This is a genomic window from Thioalkalivibrio sp. ALE10 (assembly GCF_000381385.1).
In the GTDB taxonomy this organism is placed as follows: domain Bacteria; phylum Pseudomonadota; class Gammaproteobacteria; order Ectothiorhodospirales; family Ectothiorhodospiraceae; genus Thioalkalivibrio.
The window spans coordinates 57,087-74,118 of record NZ_KB906454.1 but is presented as its reverse complement, the minus strand read 5'-3'; the positions used below and the strand labels follow the sequence as shown (position 1 = coordinate 74,118).

Genomic DNA, 17,032 nt, shown 5'->3' with positions numbered 1-17,032 from the left:
GGACGATGGCAGACGACGACAAGCGTCCGGATCAGAAAACCGAACAGGGCGACGGCGAGGAGTCGGTGGATCAGGATGCCCTGGCCGATGAATGGGCTGCGGCCCTGGCGGAGCAGGATGACAGCTCCGGGGGCGAGGCGGAGGACCCCGACGCGCTGCTGGCCCAGGCGCAGTCCAATTCGCACGAGAGCGATGCGGCCAACGCCGCCTCCACTGGCACCGGCGGCCGCAGCAAGGCGGCTGCCGGGGGCGAGCGGGAACGCAAGCACAAGCCGGATCCGAATGCGCAGCCGCTGGAACCGGATGAACTCACCGATTCCGGGGGCGGCGAAGAAGAAGACGTGAATCTGGACATGGTGCTGGACGTGCCGGTGACCATCTCCATGGAGATCGGCCGCACCCGCATCCCGATTCGTAATCTGCTCCAGCTCAACCAGGGTTCGGTGGTGGAACTGGAACGCCTGGCCGGGGAGCCGCTGGACGTGCTGGTCAACGGGACCCTGATCGCGCACGGCGAGGTCGTGGTGGTGAACGAGAAATTCGGGATCCGCCTGACCGACGTGATCAGCCCCAGCGAACGCATCCGGAAGCTGAAATAGTCATGTGCTCGCGTGTTCTTTCCGGATCGCTCTGGCTGCTGGCGCTGCTGCCGGCCGGCGCCCTGGCCGACGAGGACGGCGGCGCAATGAACGCCGCGGCCTACCTGACGCAGCTGATTGGCGGGCTGATGATCGTGATCGTGGCGATCGTGGTGCTGGCCTGGGTGCTCCGGCGCACCCAGGGGAGCGTGGGCCACGGTCGGCAGATGATCGATGTCCAGTCGGTCCGCTCGGTGGGTGCCCGTGAACGGCTGATGCTGGTTCGCGTGGGTGATGAACAGGTGCTGATCGGCGTGGCGCCCTCGGGGATCCGGACGCTGCACACCATGGAGACGCCGGTCGAGGTGCCCGCCGGCGGCGAAGGCCCCGATTTTTCCGGCGTGCTCAAACGCGCGGTACGTTCGCGCCGCGCCGGCGGGGGAGGTCAGGAGTCGTGAGTCTGCGGAGCTATTTCCCCTGGCTGCTGCTGGGGCTGTGGCTGCTGCCCGGCCTGGCCGGCGCTCAGGTGGGGCAGGGCATCGAGGCGGTGACCATCACCACGGACGAGGACGGCGGGGAGACCTGGTCGGTGACCCTGCAGATCCTCGTGCTGATGACGCTGCTGACCCTGCTGCCGGCGGCCCTGATCATGATGACTGCCTTCACCCGGATCCTGATCGTGCTGGCGATCCTGCGCCAGGGCCTGGGCACGTCCCAGACACCGTCCAACCAGATCCTGATCGGGCTGGCGTTCTTTCTCACGCTGTTCGTGATGGCGCCGGTGTTCGAAGAGATCCACGAGGTGGCGGTGGAGCCCTACCTGGCCGAGGAGATCGGCACCGAAGAGGCCCTGGAAACGGGTATCCAGCCGCTGCGGGGTTTCATGCTGGAGCAGACCCGCGAAAGCGATCTGCGCATGTTCGCGGAGATCAACGGCATCGACGGCTTCGAGGATCCGGACGACATCCCGCTGTCGCTGCTGGTGCCGTCGTTCGTGACCAGTGAGCTGAAGACGGCGTTCCAGATCGGCTTCCTGATCCTGATCCCGTTCCTGATCATCGATCTGGTGGTGGCCTCGGTGCTGATGTCGATGGGCATGGTGATGCTGTCGCCGCTGATCATCTCGCTGCCGTTCAAGGTGATGCTGTTCGTGCTGGTGGACGGCTGGGCCCTGCTGATGAACACGCTGGCAACCAGCTTTTTTGTTTAGGAGAGGCGGATGACACCCGAAACGGTCGTGGATATCGGGCGCGAGACGCTGATGGTGGTGGTCCTGCTGGCGGCGCCGCCGCTGCTGACGGCGCTGGCCGTGGGCCTGGCGATCGGCATGCTGCAGGCGGCGACCCAGATCCAGGAAATGACCCTGTCGTTCATTCCCAAGCTGCTGGCGATGTTCGCCGCGCTGCTGATCAGCGGACACTGGATGCTGTCGCTGGTGATCGAGTTCACCGAGCGCCTGTACGAGAACGCGCCGGGGATGGTGGGCTAGGGGGCCTCGTGGAGATCAGCACCGACCAGATGCTGGTGTGGGTGGCCGCCGTGATGTGGCCACTGGCCCGGATTGGCGCGATGCTGGTGGTCATGCCGATCTTCGGCGGCGACCAGCTGAACGCGCGCATGCGCATGGGCCTGGCGCTGGTGCTGGCGGTGGTGGTGGCGATGCAGGAGCCCGCCCTGCCCGAGGTGGACCCGATCAGCCTCGAAGGGGCGATCGTGACCCTGCATCAGGTCCTGATCGGCCTGACCATGGGTTTCATCCTGCAGCTGGTGTTCTCCGCAATGACGCAGGCGGGGGAGGTAGTGGCCCTGTCGATGGGGCTGGGCTTCGCCTCGGTCATGGATCCGGCGCAGGGCGTTCAGGTACCGGTGATCTCCACGGTTTTCGTGACCATGGCGACCCTGATCTTTCTCGCCCTGAACGGCCATCTGATCCTGTTCGAAATGCTGCTGGCGAGCTTCGAGACCATGCCGGTTGCGCCGTCCGGACTGGATGCGGAGGCCTTCATGCAGGTGGCGCTGTTCGGCCAGACGATGTTTGCCGGGGCGGTGCTGGTGGCGCTGCCCGCAGTCGCCTCGCTGCTGGTGGTGAACATCTCCATGGGAGTGATCACGCGGGCCTCCCCTCAGCTCAACATCTTCGCCGTCGGGTTCCCGATGATGATCCTGATGGGCTTCGTCCTCCTGCTGCTGATCCTGCCCGGGCTGCCCGAGCGCGTGGGCGAGCTGGCCATGGAAGGTTTCGGACTGATGCAGGTCCTGCTGGGGTTCTGACATGGCCGAGAACGAGAACGGACAGGAAAAAACCGAAGAGCCGACCGAGAAACGGCTCCGTGAGGCGCGCGAGAAGGGCCAGGTCCCGCGCTCGCGGGAGCTGTCGACCTTTCTGGTGCTGATCACCGCCGGTATCTTCATGCTGTTTTTCGGCCCGACCCTGGGCGGACAGCTGGCCAACCAGACCCGGGCCCGTCTGGACTTCGAGCCGGAGCTGGCCCATGACCCGGATCTGTTGCTGCCCTATCTGGCGGATCAGATCTTCCAGACGCTGATGGCGCTGCTGCCGCTGTTCGGGATCCTGATGGTGGCGGCCGTGATGGCGCCCATCCTGATCGGCGGCGCCAATTTCTCCTGGCAGGCGGCGGCGCCCAAGGCGTCGAAGCTGAACCCGATCAAGGGCCTGCAGCGGATCTTTTCCTGGCAGGGGCTGATGGAGTTCGGCAAGACCCTCGCCAAGTTCACGCTGGTTGGCACGGTCGCGATGCTGACCCTGTGGACCTTCTCCGACCGTCTCCTGGGACTGGGCTACGAGCCACTGCACCAGGGCGTGTCGCATGCGGCCCAGATCGCGCTCGGCACCTTCATCGCGGTGTCGGCGGCGCTGATCATCGTCGCGGCGATCGACGCGCCGTTCCAGATGTGGAATCACCAGAAGCAGCTGCGGATGACGCGGCAGGAGCTCAAGGACGAGTACAAGGAGACCGACGGCAAGCCCGAGGTCAAGCAGAAGATCCGCCAGCAACAGCAGGAAATGGCCCAGCGCCGGATGATGGAAGAGGTGCCGAAGGCCGACGTGGTGATCACCAACCCCACGCACTATGCCGTGGCGATCGTCTACGAGGCCTCGAAGATGTCGGCGCCGAAGGTGGTGGCCAAGGGCGTCGACGAGGTCGCGGCGAATATCCGCGAGATCGCCGACGAGCACGACATCATTCGGGTCGAGGCACCGAAGGTGGCGCGCGCACTGTATTACACCACCGACCTGGACCGCGAGATTCCCGACGGCCTGTTCGTGGCCGTGGCGCGCATCCTCGCCTACGTGTATCAGCTCAAGCGGGCCGACCAGGGCGTGGACATGCCGGACGACCTGCCGGTGCCGGACGAATATCTCGATCCCCATCAGGGACGCCACGGCCGGCGCCGGGAGGATGACGCATGAGCTTCCTCGATCGCCTGAGCGGCATGGGCCGCTGGGGGCTGGGCGCCCCGCTGCTGCTGATCGCGATGCTGTCGATGATGGTGCTGCCGCTGCCGCCGGTGGCGCTGGACGTGCTGTTCACCTTCAACATCGCGCTGTCGCTGGTGGTGATCATGGTCGCGGTGTACACCCCGCGGCCGCTGGAATTCGCGGTGTTTCCCACGGTACTGCTGGTGGCCACGCTCCTGCGTCTGGCGCTGAACATCGCCTCCACCCGGGTGATCCTGCTGGAAGGGCACACCGGGACGGACGCGGCCGGGCAGGTCATCCAGGCCTTCGGCGATTTCGTGGTCGGCGGCAACTACGCGGTTGGCCTGGTGGTGTTCGCGATCCTGATCATCATCAACTTCGTGGTGGTGACCAAGGGGGCGGGGCGCGTGTCGGAGGTCAGCGCCCGCTTTACCCTGGATTCGATGCCGGGCAAGCAGATGGCGATCGACGCCGACCTCAATGCCGGGCTTCTGACTCAGGAAGAGGCGCGCCGGCGGCGTGACGAGATCGCCCAGGAGGCCGATTTCTACGGTTCCATGGACGGGGCCTCGAAGTTCGTGCGCGGCGACGCCATCGCCGGGATCCTGATCCTGTTCGTGAACATCATCGGCGGACTGACCATCGGCGCCCTGCAGCACGGGATGTCGATCGGCGATGCCGCCACCAACTATGTGTTGCTGACCATTGGCGACGGGCTGGTCGCGCAGATCCCGTCGCTGGTGCTGTCCTCGGCCACGGCCATCATCGTGACGCGGGTGTCCACCACTCAGGACATGGGCCAGCAGGTGGTCGGGCAGATGTTCTCCAACCCGCGCGTGATGTACGTGGTCGGCGGGGTGATCGCATCGCTGGGCATGGTGCCGGGGATGCCCAATGCGGTGTTCCTCGGCCTGGCCTCGCTGGCCGCCGGGGGTGGCTATCTGATGTCGCGCCAGCGTCGCGAGGAGGCGGCCGAGGTGGAGCGTCTGCCGGAGGCCGAGCAGGAACCCTCGCCGGAGAACCGCGAGCTGTCCTGGGAAGACGTGCCGCCGGTGGACTTGGTGTCGCTGGAGGTCGGCTACCGCCTGATCCCGCTGGTGGACCGGACCCAGGACGGGCAGCTGATGGGGCGGATCAAGGGCGTGCGCCGCAAGCTGTCGCAGGAGCTGGGCTTCCTGCTGCAGCCGGTGCATATCCGCGACAACCTCGAACTGAGTCCGAACACCTACCGCATCTCTCTGCTGGGCGTCACCGTCGCCGAGGCGGAGGTGTTCCCGGACAAGGAGCTGGCGATCAATCCGGGCGAGGTCTTCGGCGAGGTGCCGGGCACGCCGACCAAGGATCCGACGTTCAACCTGGATGCCCTGTGGATCGACCCCGAGAACCGCGAACAGGCGCAGGGGGCCGGCTACACCGTGGTGGACGTCTCCACGGTGATCGCCACCCATCTGTCGCAGGTGTTCCGCGAGAACGCCCACCGGCTGATCGGCCACGAGGAGGCCCAGCACCTGCTGGACCAGCTGGCGCAGCGTTCGCCCAAGCTGGTGGAAAACCTGGTGCCGAAGACGCTGTCGCTGAGCGTGATCCTGAAGGTGCTGCAGAACCTGCTGGCCGAACAGGTCTCCATCCGCGATCTGCGCACGATCGCCGAAACCCTGGCAGAGGAGGGTGCCAAGAGTCAGGATCCCGGCACTTTGACCGCCGCAGTGCGGGTCGCGCTGTCGCGCTCCATCGTCCAGGACCTGGTGGGACCGGAGGAGGAGCTGCCCCTGATCGCCCTCGACCCCTCGTTGGAACAGCTTTTGCATAAGTCTCTGCAGGGCAGCAATGGCGACACCGTCGGACTGGAGCCGGGCCTGGCCGAACGCCTGCAACGATCGGTGGGCGAGGCCGCCCAGCGTCAGGAGGCGGCGGGACAGCCGGCGGTGCTGGTGGTGGCCCCGGAAATCCGCTCCTGGATCGCCGGATGGCTGCGGGGCGCGGTGCGCAACCTGACCGTGCTCGCGTTCACCGAGATCCCGGACAACCGGCGGATCCGGGTGGTGGCCACGGTGGGACAGGATGAAGCAGACAAGAAGTCGGCGTGATGTGCGAACGGGCATGGCCTGAAGCACCAGTCAACGATCGGCGGGAGAGCGAACGATGAATGTCAGACGATACCGGGCACGGGACATGCGCGACGCGATGCGCCAGGTCCGCGAGGAGCAGGGCGAGGACGCCGTGATCCTGTCCAGCCGCCGGGTCGACGGCTGGCTGGAGGTGGTCGCCGCCCTCGATGGCGGCGAGGCGCCCGCCGGAACGGCGGAGGGTGACGGCCGGGGTGCCCCGCGGCAGGACGACGCCGGCAGCGGGGCACGCCCCGCCCGGGGATCGATGCGCCAGGGCGTGCGCGATGAACCGGCGCCACGTACTGAGCAGCCCCGCGCACCGGAGCCCGCGGCGGCTTCCACCGGCGGGGGGGCGGGTGCCGCGTCCCGGCAGCGGCCGGCCCCGCAATGGCCCACCGACCCCGAGGTGTCCGCGATGCGTCAGGAACTGCGGGATCTGCGCAGCCTGCTGACGCGGCAGTACGAAGAGAACGAGCAGGCCCGCTGGGCGGCGCGGCATCCACTGGCGGCCGAATGCAAGGCGCGGCTGATGGATCTGGGCTTCCGCGAGCCGCTGGCGCGCAGCCTGGCCGGCAGCATCCTCGACGATCATACCTCGGAGGAGGCATGGGAGCGCCTGCGGGCGCGCCTGTCGGGCGCCATCGTGACCGCGCGCGCCTCGATCCTCGACGAGGGCGGGGTACTCGCGCTGGAGGGACCGACCGGGGTCGGCAAGACCACCACCATTGCGCGGATTGCACTGCGCCAGATCCGCCGCATGGGGCCGGATTCGGTCACCCTGGTCACCATGGACGCCCAGCGCATCGGCGCGACGCGGCAGTTGCAGGCCTTCGGCCAGATGGCGGGCACCGCGGTGCGTGTGGTGGAGACGGAGGCCGAGCTGCGCGAGATGGCGCGGCGCTCGGCGGGCAGCGGGCACCTGATCCTGGTGGATACCGCCGGACAGTCGCCGCGTACCGCCCCGCGCGAACCCCTGCTGACGGACATGCCTGCCGACGTGCGCGCGGAGACCTGGCTGGTGATCGCGGCCACCACCCAGGGCATGGCCCTGCGGCGGGTGCTGGAGGCATTCGCCCCCACGGAACCCTCGGCCCTTGTGCTGACCAAGCTGGACGAGGCGGAACAGCTGGGGGAGGTGCTTTCGGTGCTGCTGGACCAGCCGCTGGGTGTCGCGTTCATGAGCGACGGCCAGCGCATCGCCGAGGATTTCCATCGCGTGGATACCGGACATCTGACCCGCCTGGCGCTGCAGGAGGAACCCGAACACGGGGCGGCCGATGCCTGGGTCGACGAGGCGATGCAGGCCTGGCGGCGGCGCCAGGCGACGGAACGCGAGGCCCGGCGGCCGCGATCCGCGGACGAGCCGGCCGCGGGCGAGGAGCCCGCCCCGCTGGAAATGATTCAACCGGTGCTGAAGGGACGTCATGTCACACAACACTAAGCCCCTGAAGGTGGTCGCGGTGGCCTCGGGCAAGGGCGGGGTCGGCAAGACCAATGTCTCGGTCAACCTGTCGGTCGGACTGGCCCGTCTGGGACGCGAGGTCATGCTGTTCGATGCGGACCTGGGGCTCGCGAACGTCGATGTGCTGCTGGGCCTGCGTCCGCAGCGGACGCTGCACGACCTGGTGACCGGGGACGTCGAGGATCTGGAGGACGTGATCATCGAGGGCCCGGAGGGAATCCGTGTGGTGCCTTCCGCGTCCGGGATCGCGACCATGGCCAACCTGAGCCGGCCGGAACATCACGGCCTGATCCAGGCCTTCAGCATGTATACGCGACCGCTGGACGTGCTGGTGGTGGATACCGCCGCCGGGTTGCAGGAGTCGGTGACCAGTTTCTGTCAGGCCGTGCAGGAGACCCTGGTGGTGGTCACCGACGAGCCGGCATCGATGACCGACGCCTATGCACTGATCAAGGTCCTGCATCGGGATCATGGCGTGAACCGGTTCCGCGTGGTCGCAAACATGGTGCAGGGCCGTGCCGGGGCGGAACGCGTGATGCAGAAGCTGCAGGCGGTTTGTTCCACCTATCTGCCGGAGGTCATACTGGATCTGGTGGGCGTGATTCCGCTGGATGATGCCCTGCGCCAGGCGGTGCAGAAACGGGCGCCGGTGGTGCAGCAGTCTCCGGGCAGCCCGGCGGGACGGGCGTTCCTCGAGCTCGCGCGCAAGGTCGACGGCTGGCCGGTGGCCCGCGGCGCCAGCGGGGGGGTTGGATTCTTCGTCGAGAGGATGCTGCAAAGCGCATGAACACGCCAAAGAACAGACTTTCGGGATACGCCCGGGCGGGGACCGGGGGACCGGATCAGCTGGTCGCGGACCACGTCGAGCTGGTGAATCGGATCGCCCATCACCTGATGGCTCGGCTGCCGGCCTCGGTGCAGGTGGATGACCTGGTGCAGGCAGGCATGGTTGGGCTGATCGAGGCCGCGCGGCAGTTCGAAGGCGGCCAGGGGGCGACCTTCGCCACCTACGCCGGGATCCGCATCCGCGGGGCGATGATCGACGAGCTGCGTCGCAGCGACTGGACGCCGCGCTCGGTGCACCGCAACAGCCGGCGGATCTCCGAGGCGATGCAGACGGTGGAGGCCCGCGAGGGCCGCGCCGCTCGCGCCCCGGAGATCGCCGAGGAGCTGGGCGTCCCGGTGGAAACCTACTACCAGATGCTGGATGATCACGCCGGTGCCCATCTGTTCGCGCTGGACGAGGTGGGCGGCCCGGAGGGCGAGGCGGATCGCGTGCTGGAAGGGCAGGAGCAGTCCCCGTCGCGGCGCATCGAGGCCGGGGAGTTCCGCGAGGAACTGGCCGGCGCACTGGGCGATCTGCCCGAGCGTGAACGACTGGTGCTCAACCTGTACTACACCGAAGAACTCAACCTGCGCGAGATCGGTGCCGTGCTGGACGTGACCGAATCGCGCGTCAGCCAGATCCGCAGCCAGGCGGTGCACCGTCTGCGGGCGCGTCTGGGCTCGTGGCTCGAAGACGTCGAGTCCCTGCAGATATTCTAAGGTTCAAACACATTCCCGGAGCGAACTGTGGACAAGGGTATGAAAATCCTGATCGTGGACGACTTCTCCACGATGCGGCGCATCATCAAGAATCTCCTGCGGGATCTTGGCTTCAACAACACCATGGAGGCCGACGACGGGAGCACGGCCCTGCCGATGCTGCAGAACGGCGACTTCGATTTTCTGATCACCGACTGGAACATGCCCAACATGCCGGGCATCGACCTCCTGCGCGAGGTACGCAAGGACGAGCGGCTGAAATCGTTGCCGGTGCTGATGGTCACGGCCGAAGCCAAGCGCGATCAGATCGTGGAGGCGGCAGAGGCCGGCGTGAACGGTTACATTGTGAAGCCCTTCACGGCCGAGACGCTCAAGGAGAAGATCGAAAAGATCTTCGAACGTATTGAAGCTCAAGGCTGAATACCGCGACCGGCTGACACGGCAAGAGAGACCCGATGACCGAACAAGAGAATGCCTCCGGGGAAGACCGGCTCGCGCTGGCGCGGGAGCTGGTGGGCGCTCTGGAAGGCGGTGACGAGGAGGCTTCGCGCCGCCTGATCCAGGAGCTCGCGCGGCCTTATGAACGCGAACTGTTCGACGAACTGGGCAAGCTGACCCGCGAACTGCACGAGGCACTGGAGAGCTTCCGGGGCGATTCGCGTCTGGTCGAGCTGGCGCAGGACGAGATTCCGGATGCGCGCGAGCGTCTGAGTTACGTGGTGACCCAGACCGAACAGGCCACGCACGAAACCCTGAATGCAGTGGAATCGTCCCTGCCGATTGCCGAGGCATTCGCCGGGCGTGCCGCGGAACTCACCGAAAAATGGACCCGGTTCCGCAACCGCGAACTGTCGGTGGAGGAATTCCGCGAGTTCGCGCGCGAACTCGATGCATTTTTCGAACAGACCGGCAAGGACACCGAGGAACTGCGCCGGTTGCTGTCACAGGTCCTGATGGCACAGAGCTACCAGGATCTCACCGGGCAGGTGATCCGGCGGGTCATCCGTCTGGTCACGGATCTGGAGGAAAACCTGGTCTCGCTGATCCGCCTGTCTTCCGGGCGCCTGGAGAAGGATGCCCGGGCGGCGGCCGAACAGGCCCCGGAGGCGGAACAAACCGCGCGCGAGGAGGACCGCCGCGGGCATGGACCCGCGGTGCCCCACACTCAAGATTCCGGCACGGATGTCGTTCAAGGACAGGACGAGGTGGACGATCTGCTGTCGAGCCTGGGGTTCTAGGGTCCGTCCCGGGATCCCCTTGCACCGGCAGCCATCTGCCGACGATTCGAGTCACCGGAACGGAGAGACCGCATGGCCATCGACCCCAACGACGAAATCCTCCAGGACTTCCTGATCGAGGCGGGGGAGCTGCTGGAAGGCCTGAACGAACAGCTGATCGACCTGGAACAGCATCCGGACGATACCGATCTGCTGAATGCGGTCTTCCGCAGTTTCCATACCATCAAGGGCGGGGCCGGTTTTCTCGGGCTCGACCCGCTGGTGACGGTTTGCCACAACGCCGAAGACGTCTTCAACCTGTTGCGCAATCACGAGCGCCAGGTGGACGGCCAGCTCATGGACACCATGCTGCGGGTGCTGGACACCCTCAACGTGATGTTCGGCGAGCTGCGCGACGGCCAGGAGCCGACGCCGGCGCCCGAAGATCTGGTCGACACCCTGCGACGCATGGCCCGCAACGAAACGGTCCCCGTCGGCGGCGGGGACGAAGCCGCCCCGGTCGCGGAAGAAACGCCGCACGCGGCTCCGGCCGGGGAGGCAGCGCCGGCGACGGCCGACGACTGGCCGTCGGAGGCGCTGGAGGAAGCGGCCGAGTCGCCGTCCGCGCCGGAGCCGGCAGCGGATGACGCGCCGGGCGATGACGAAGTCCGCGTGGGTGCCGGGGACGAGATCACCGACGACGAGTTCGAGGCCCTTCTGGACAGCCTGCACGGAGACCAGCCACCGAAACCGGTGGATCCGGGCACGGCAGCGGAGTCGGCCCCGGAGGTCGCGGCTGCGGATGGCGGTGACACGGGTGGGGGCGAGGACGAGATCACCGACGATGAGTTCGAGAGCCTGCTTGACGAACTGCAGGCGAAAGGCGCTGGTCCACCGACAGCCCCGGCCGAACCGGCCGAGCCGGGCCCGTCCGCCGCCGCGGCGGGCGGGACCGGAGATGCGGACACCGGGCCCGCCGCAGAACCGGCGGCAGCCTCGCCCGGGGACATGGCCGGGAAGGAAAAGGAACAGAAAGCGGAAAGTTCCGGTCCTGCGCCCGCCTCCGGCGGTGCGCGCGGCGGCGCTTCCGGCGGTGGCGGCGCCGGCGGGAGTACCGGGGGCGGCGGCCAGGGCGGCGGTGGACACCAGGGCGAAACCTCGGTGCGCGTGGATACCGAGCGGCTCGACGAGATCATGAACCTTGTGGGCGAGCTCGTGCTGGTGCGCAACCGGCTCAGCATGCTGCGCTCCGAGCACGTGGACGATGAACTGGGCAAGGCGATCAGTTCGCTGGCGCTGGTGACCTCGGATCTCCAGGCGTCGGTGATGAAGACCCGCATGCAGCCGGTGAAGAAGGTCTTCAATCGCTTTCCGCGCGTGATTCGTGATCTGTCGCGTAACCTGGGCAAGGAAATCGATCTGGAGATCTTTGGCGAGGAGACCGACCTCGACAAGAACCTGGTCGAGGCCCTGTCGGACCCGATGGTGCATCTGGTACGCAATGCGGTGGACCACGGGATCGAGATGCCCGACGAGCGCGAGGCGGCCGGCAAGCCGCGACGCGGCACGGTGGTCCTCGGGGCCGCCCAGGAGGGCGACCATATCGCCCTGATCATCAAGGACGACGGACGCGGCATGGATCCGGAGGCCCTGCGCCGCAAGGCGGTGGAAAAGGAGCTGATGGAGCCCGCGATGGCCGAGCGCATGACCGACCGCGAGGCCTTCAACGTGATCTTCATGGCCGGCTTTTCGACCAAGGCCGAGATCTCGGATGTCTCCGGCCGGGGCGTGGGCATGGACGTGGTCAAGACCAGCCTGAACCAGCTCAACGGCACCGTGGAGATCGATTCGGAGGTGGGCGTCGGCACCACGCTGCGGGTAAAGCTGCCGCTGACCCTGGCGATCCTGCCGGCGCTGATGGTGATCCTGGGCGAACGGCGTTTCGCGATCCCGCTGGCGGCGGTTTCCGAGATCCTCGACCTGGACCTCACCCAGACCCATTACGTGGACGAGCAGGAAGTCATCGTGGTGCGCAACCAGACCCTGCCGATCCATTATCTGTCGCGCTGGGCGAAGCCCGGCGTGGAACCACAACCCCGCGAGAACGCCCATGTGGTCGTGGTCCATGCGGCCGACCGCAAGGTCGGCCTGGTAGTGGATGGTCTGGTGGGGCAGGAAGAGGTTGTCATCAAGCCCCTGGGCCAGAATCTTCAGGGGGTCAAGGGCCTGGCGGGGGCGACCATTACCGGCGATGGTGGCATTGCACTCATTCTGGATGTCTCGGACCTGGTCACCCTGCTGGTGAATCAGGTACCGGGCAGCGGGCGCGCGCGCCGGGCCGCCCGACGAGCTGAGGGCTGAGGATGCCGGTCAAGGTTCTGGTGGTGGATGATTCCGGGTTTTTCCGACGCCGGATTGCGGAGATCCTGAACGCGGATATCGGGATCGAGGTCGTGGGTACGGCCGAGGATGGCCAGAAGGCGGTCGACGCCGTGAAGGAACTGGACCCGGATGTCGTGACCATGGACATCGAGATGCCGGTGATGGACGGCATCACGGCGGTCCGCAAGATCATGGCGGACCATCCGCGACCGATCCTGATGTTCTCCAGCCTGACCACCGAGGGTGCCCAGGCGACCCTGGACGCGCTGGAGGCCGGGGCGGTTGACTTTCTGCCCAAACGCTTCTCCGACATGGCCGGGGACGAAGACAGTGCCCGTGCCCTGCTGCGCCGGCGGGTCCGCAGTCTGGCGCGCAGCCGCGCGCGTTCCTCCAGTGCGCCGGGAGGGGACCGGCCGAAAACCGAGGCACCCGTGTCGGAACGCCGGCAGGCTGCGGACCGCAAGGCGAGCGAAACCGCGCGCGAGACGCCCAAGCCGCCGGTGGCCCGTCCGCCGGCACCGCTCAGTTCCCTGCGCGCGGTGCTGATCGGGACCTCCACCGGGGGGCCGGTGGCGTTGCAGGAGGTGCTCAAGCACCTGCCGGCGAACTTCCCGCTCCCGGTGGTGCTGGTCCAGCACATGCCGGCAAGCTTCACCCCGGCGTTTGCCGAGCGGCTGGACGCGATCTGCCCGATCCGCATCAAGCAGGCGGTGGACGGCGACTTCCTGCGCCCGGGCACGGCTCTGCTGGCCCCCGGTGGCCAGCAGCTGACGCTGGAACGCGGTTCCCAGACCCGCGTGCGGGTGACCGAGAGTCCGGCGGGCACCATCTACAAGCCGAGCGTGGACGCGGCCTTCGAATCGGCCGTCGATGCGCTGCGCGGCCAGGTCCTGGCCATCATCCTGACCGGCATGGGGGCGGACGGCCGCGAGGGCGTGCGCGCGCTGAAGGGTTGCGGGGCCCAGGTGTGGTCGCAGGATGCGGCGACCTCGGTGGTGTACGGCATGCCGGCGGCGGTCGCAGAGGCCGGATTGACGGACCACGTGTATCCGTTGCCGGAGATTGGACCGGCCCTGGTCAAGGGGTTCTGCTGACATGGATATCCTGAGCCTCATCGGGATTCTCCTGGGGCTCGTTGCGGTGCTGGGCGGAAGCATCGCCAAGGGAAGCGGGATCGGCGCGCTGTGGAATGCCGCGGCGTTCATCATCGTGGTGCTGGGCACCCTCGGCGCGACCCTGGTGCAGGCGCGTCTGGGGGTCTTCACGCACGGCATGAAGATGCTGCCGTGGGTCTTTCGTCCGCCGGCGATCGACAACGCGGCGATGATTCGGCGCGTGGTGGACTGGTCGAACATCGCCCGCAAGGAAGGACTACTCGGACTGGAGAGCGTGGCCGAAGAGGAACGCGACCCGTTCGCCCGCAAGGGGCTGCAGCTGCTGGTGGACGGAACCGAGCCGCAGGTGATCCGGCAGATCCTGGAATCCGACGTGGACAACCGCGAGGCCTTCGATCTGCAGGGCGCCAAAGTCTTCGAGAGCATGGGGGTGTATGCGCCCACACTGGGCATCGTGGGCGCGGTCATGGGGCTGATGGCGGTGATGCAGAACCTGACCGATCCGGATCGTCTGGGCGCCGGGATCGCGGCCGCGTTCGTGGCCACGGTCTACGGGATCGCTTCGGCGAATCTGCTGTTCCTGCCGGTGGCCAACAAGCTGAAGGCACTGGTGCAGGAGCGCTCCCGTCACCAGGAGATGCTGATGGAGGGTCTGATCGCGATCGCGGAGGGGGAGAACCCCCGCAATATCGAGAGCAAGCTCGGCGGCTACGTGCACGGGTAGGACGAACATGGCCCGGCGCAAACGTCAGGAGGAGGAAGCCAACCACGAAGCCTGGGCGATCCCCTACGGCGACCTCGTGACGCTGCTGCTCGCGTTTTTCGTGGTGATGTATGCGATCTCCTCGGTCGACGAGGGCAAGTACCGGGTGCTGTCCGATTCGCTGGTGGAAGCCTTCGGGACCCCGGGGCAGCTGGAGCCGATCCAGGTCGGCGATCCCGGCGTGGTCGCACCACCGTCGGACGCGGACGTACCGCGTACGCTGGCACCCATCGACATCCGGCCGGGGCTGCTGGACGACGGCCCGCAAGCGCTGGACCGGGCGGCCTCGGGTCTGTTCGAGGAGCGCGGTGACGAAGACCTGCAGGGCCTGCTGGACGAGATCGCCGAGGTGGCCGCCGAGATCGAATCGGCGATGGCACCGATGATCGAGGACGGGCAGGTGGACGTGACGCGGGACACCTACTGGCTGGAGATCGAGATCACCAGCCAGTTGCTGTTCCCCAGCGGCGAGGCCACCCTGAACCCGGATGCGGAGCCCGTGCTGGAAGATATCGCGGGGGTGCTGGCGCCGCGCGCGGCGCGCATTCACGTCGAGGGGCATACCGATAATGTGCCGATCACCACGGAGGTCTATCCTTCCAACTGGGAACTGTCCGCCGCGCGGGCGGCCACAGTGGTCAGGATGTTCGAACAGCAGGGCATGGACCCGGCCGACATGGTGGCGCTGGGGCACGGGGAACACCGACCCGTGGCCGACAACGAGACCGCGGCCGGGCGGGCGGAAAACCGCCGGGTGGCGATCGTGGTGCTGCCCGGGGCCCCCCCGCGCGAGGACGGACAACGGGAACCGGAACAGCTGCGTGCGGTGCCGTCGCCGTAGCCACGAGAGGACGTCGCATGAAGATCTGGGCAGTAGCCAACCAGAAGGGCGGGGTGGGCAAGACCACAACGACGGTGACCCTGGGCGGATTGCTGTCCGGTCCGGACCAGCGTGTGCTGCTGGTGGACATGGACCCGCACGGCTCGCTCACCGCGTATTTCGGACACGACCCCGAGACCGCGACGCGCGGCGTGTACGAACTGTTCAATCAGGCGGTGGAAGGGGAGCGTCCGGACCCGGCCGGGCTAATACGCGAGACGCCGTTCCCGGGACTGGATCTGCTGACCGCGAGTACCGCGCTGGCAACCCTGGACCGTCAGCTCGGTACGCGGGGCGGCATGGGGCTGGTGCTCCGCCATGCGCTGGAGGGCGTGCAGGACGACTACGACTATGTCCTGATGGACTGTCCGCCGATGCTGGGCGTGCTGATGGTCAACGCCCTGGCGGCCTGCGACGAACTGCTGGTCCCGGTACAGACGGAATTCCTCGCCCTGAAGGGGCTGGAGCGCATGATCAACACCCTGACGATGGTCCAGAAATCGCGCAAGGCACAACTGAACTACCGCATCATCCCGACCCTGTTCGACCGGCGAACCCGCGCGGCACACGAAGCGCTTGCCGAGTTGCGGCGGCAGTACGGCGACGAGGTCTGGTCCGGGGTGATTCCGGTGGATACCAAGTTCCGTGATGCCTCCAGCGCAGGACAGCCGCTTTGCTTCATGATCCCGGATGCCCGCGGCGTGCTGGCCTATGCCGACCTGCTGGAAACCATCGGCGGACGGCTGCCACGGACCCACGGGGAGAGGAGACAGGCGAAATGAGCCGTCACCGGCAACAGAACGGGCCGCTGCTCGCCGAGCCACAGGCCCTCGAGGACTACTTCGGCGACCTGCTGGACGCGCCGGAGCCGGCCCCCGCCGAGCAGAAGGAGGAACGGTCCGCGCAGGATTCGCGTACACCGGTGGCCGAGGCACCGGCCGGCCCGCGCAGCCTGATGCGCGACGACATCCTGGAGCCGGTGGACAGCCCGGTGGAGGTTCCGGCGAGCGAACCGGCGCCGGTTGCCGGCCCCGCCGCGCCGCCGGAATCTCCCGCGGGTCCGACGTATCCCCGGCCGGAAAAGCCGTTTTCGGCCCTGGTCATCGAAGCCGGGCCACTGACCCTGCTGGCTCCCCTGGTGGACCTCGGAGGCGTGACACCGCTGGATCAGCTGAACATCCGCCCGACGCCGGCGCATTCTCCGTGGTATCTGGGCATCGCGGACAGCAAGCAGGGCCGGGTGCAGTTGATCGACCTCGCCGCCATCGTGACGCCGTCGGACCGGGAGTACGAACCGGACACCGCGCGTCAGGTGGTCTTTCTCGCGAACTCGCGCTTTGCGCTGGCCTGCCGGGCGATTCACGGGACCCGCACGATCGATCCCGAACAGCTTCGCTGGCGCAGCGAACGGCGCCGGCTGCCGTGGCTCGCGGGCGTGGATCGCGAGAAGATGGCGACCCTGCTGGACCTGACGGCATTGCACGGCAGTCTCGAGGCCGGGGACTGGGAGTCCGGCCAGGGGTGAACCACCGGCCGGACC

Annotated in this window: 18 protein-coding genes; all 18 read left to right on the top strand. The window is 67.4% G+C overall.

Features of this window, described 5'->3' with window-relative positions; translation table 11 throughout:
- Positions 1 to 5 precede the first annotated feature (5 nt).
- Positions 6 to 599: a flagellar motor switch protein FliN gene (fliN, locus tag F788_RS0109680; protein ID WP_019590020.1), complete on the top strand. Its 594-nt coding sequence runs from the start codon at positions 6 to 8 to the stop codon at positions 597 to 599.
- A 2-nt stretch (positions 600 to 601) separates the two neighbouring features.
- Complete coding sequence (gene fliO / locus F788_RS0109675; protein ID WP_019022108.1) at positions 602 to 1,036, top strand: flagellar biosynthetic protein FliO; 435 nt, start codon at positions 602 to 604, stop codon at positions 1,034 to 1,036.
- Positions 1,033 to 1,788 (top strand): flagellar type III secretion system pore protein FliP, encoded by a 756-nt coding sequence (gene fliP, locus F788_RS0109670; RefSeq protein WP_018869481.1) that lies wholly within the window; start codon positions 1,033 to 1,035, stop codon positions 1,786 to 1,788. The genes fliO and fliP overlap by 4 nt, the downstream gene beginning before the upstream one ends.
- A 9-nt stretch (positions 1,789 to 1,797) precedes the next feature.
- Positions 1,798 to 2,067, top strand: coding sequence for a flagellar biosynthesis protein FliQ (gene fliQ, locus F788_RS0109665; protein WP_018869480.1), 270 nt, complete (start codon positions 1,798 to 1,800; stop codon positions 2,065 to 2,067).
- 29 nt (positions 2,068 to 2,096) lie between these two features.
- Entirely contained in the window at positions 2,097 to 2,849 is a 753-nt protein-coding gene (fliR, locus tag F788_RS0109660; RefSeq protein WP_369772470.1) for a flagellar biosynthetic protein FliR, read from the top strand.
- A gap of 1 nt (position 2,850) precedes the next feature.
- Positions 2,851 to 4,011: a flagellar biosynthesis protein FlhB gene (flhB, locus tag F788_RS0109655; RefSeq protein WP_019590018.1), complete on the top strand. Its 1,161-nt coding sequence runs from the start codon at positions 2,851 to 2,853 to the stop codon at positions 4,009 to 4,011.
- Positions 4,008 to 6,107 (top strand): flagellar biosynthesis protein FlhA, encoded by a 2,100-nt coding sequence (gene flhA / locus F788_RS0109650; protein ID WP_019590017.1) that lies wholly within the window; start codon positions 4,008 to 4,010, stop codon positions 6,105 to 6,107. The genes flhB and flhA overlap by 4 nt, the downstream gene beginning before the upstream one ends.
- Before the next feature lie 55 nt (positions 6,108 to 6,162).
- The gene (flhF, locus tag F788_RS0109645) at positions 6,163 to 7,569 is read left to right on the top strand and encodes a flagellar biosynthesis protein FlhF (RefSeq protein WP_081622833.1); all 1,407 of its coding nucleotides are present in this window, start codon (positions 6,163 to 6,165) and stop codon (positions 7,567 to 7,569) included.
- Entirely contained in the window at positions 7,553 to 8,377 is an 825-nt protein-coding gene (locus F788_RS0109640) for a MinD/ParA family protein (protein ID WP_019570004.1), read from the top strand. The genes flhF and F788_RS0109640 overlap by 17 nt, the downstream gene beginning before the upstream one ends.
- Entirely contained in the window at positions 8,374 to 9,135 is a 762-nt protein-coding gene (locus F788_RS0109635) for an RNA polymerase sigma factor FliA (protein WP_018945948.1), read from the top strand. The genes F788_RS0109640 and F788_RS0109635 overlap by 4 nt, the downstream gene beginning before the upstream one ends.
- A gap of 39 nt (positions 9,136 to 9,174) precedes the next feature.
- Positions 9,175 to 9,555 carry a chemotaxis response regulator CheY gene (locus F788_RS0109630; RefSeq protein ID WP_018945949.1) on the top strand — a complete coding sequence of 127 codons (381 nt, stop codon included), beginning with the start codon at positions 9,175 to 9,177 and terminating at the stop codon, positions 9,553 to 9,555.
- A gap of 35 nt (positions 9,556 to 9,590) precedes the next feature.
- Positions 9,591 to 10,373 (top strand): protein phosphatase CheZ, encoded by a 783-nt coding sequence (locus tag F788_RS0109625; RefSeq protein ID WP_019590015.1) that lies wholly within the window; start codon positions 9,591 to 9,593, stop codon positions 10,371 to 10,373.
- Positions 10,374 to 10,445: 72 nt separating this feature from the next.
- Positions 10,446 to 12,713: a chemotaxis protein CheA gene (locus F788_RS0109620; protein ID WP_019590014.1), complete on the top strand. Its 2,268-nt coding sequence runs from the start codon at positions 10,446 to 10,448 to the stop codon at positions 12,711 to 12,713.
- A 2-nt stretch (positions 12,714 to 12,715) separates the two neighbouring features.
- Positions 12,716 to 13,828, top strand: coding sequence for a chemotaxis response regulator protein-glutamate methylesterase (locus tag F788_RS0109615; RefSeq protein ID WP_018869470.1), 1,113 nt, complete (start codon positions 12,716 to 12,718; stop codon positions 13,826 to 13,828).
- A gap of 1 nt (position 13,829) precedes the next feature.
- Positions 13,830 to 14,573: a flagellar motor protein gene (locus F788_RS0109610; protein ID WP_019590013.1), complete on the top strand. Its 744-nt coding sequence runs from the start codon at positions 13,830 to 13,832 to the stop codon at positions 14,571 to 14,573.
- Between the two features lie 7 nt (positions 14,574 to 14,580).
- Positions 14,581 to 15,453: a flagellar motor protein MotD gene (motD, locus tag F788_RS0109605; protein WP_019590012.1), complete on the top strand. Its 873-nt coding sequence runs from the start codon at positions 14,581 to 14,583 to the stop codon at positions 15,451 to 15,453.
- A 17-nt stretch (positions 15,454 to 15,470) separates the two neighbouring features.
- A complete protein-coding gene (locus F788_RS0109600) occupies positions 15,471 to 16,274 on the top strand; it encodes a ParA family protein (RefSeq protein ID WP_018869467.1) in 804 nt (267 codons plus the stop codon).
- On the top strand, positions 16,271 to 17,017 hold the full coding sequence (locus F788_RS0109595; protein ID WP_018869466.1) for a chemotaxis protein CheW: 747 nt from the start codon (positions 16,271 to 16,273) through the stop codon (positions 17,015 to 17,017). Before F788_RS0109600 ends, F788_RS0109595 begins: the two co-directional genes overlap by 4 nt.
- Positions 17,018 to 17,032 lie beyond the last annotated feature (15 nt).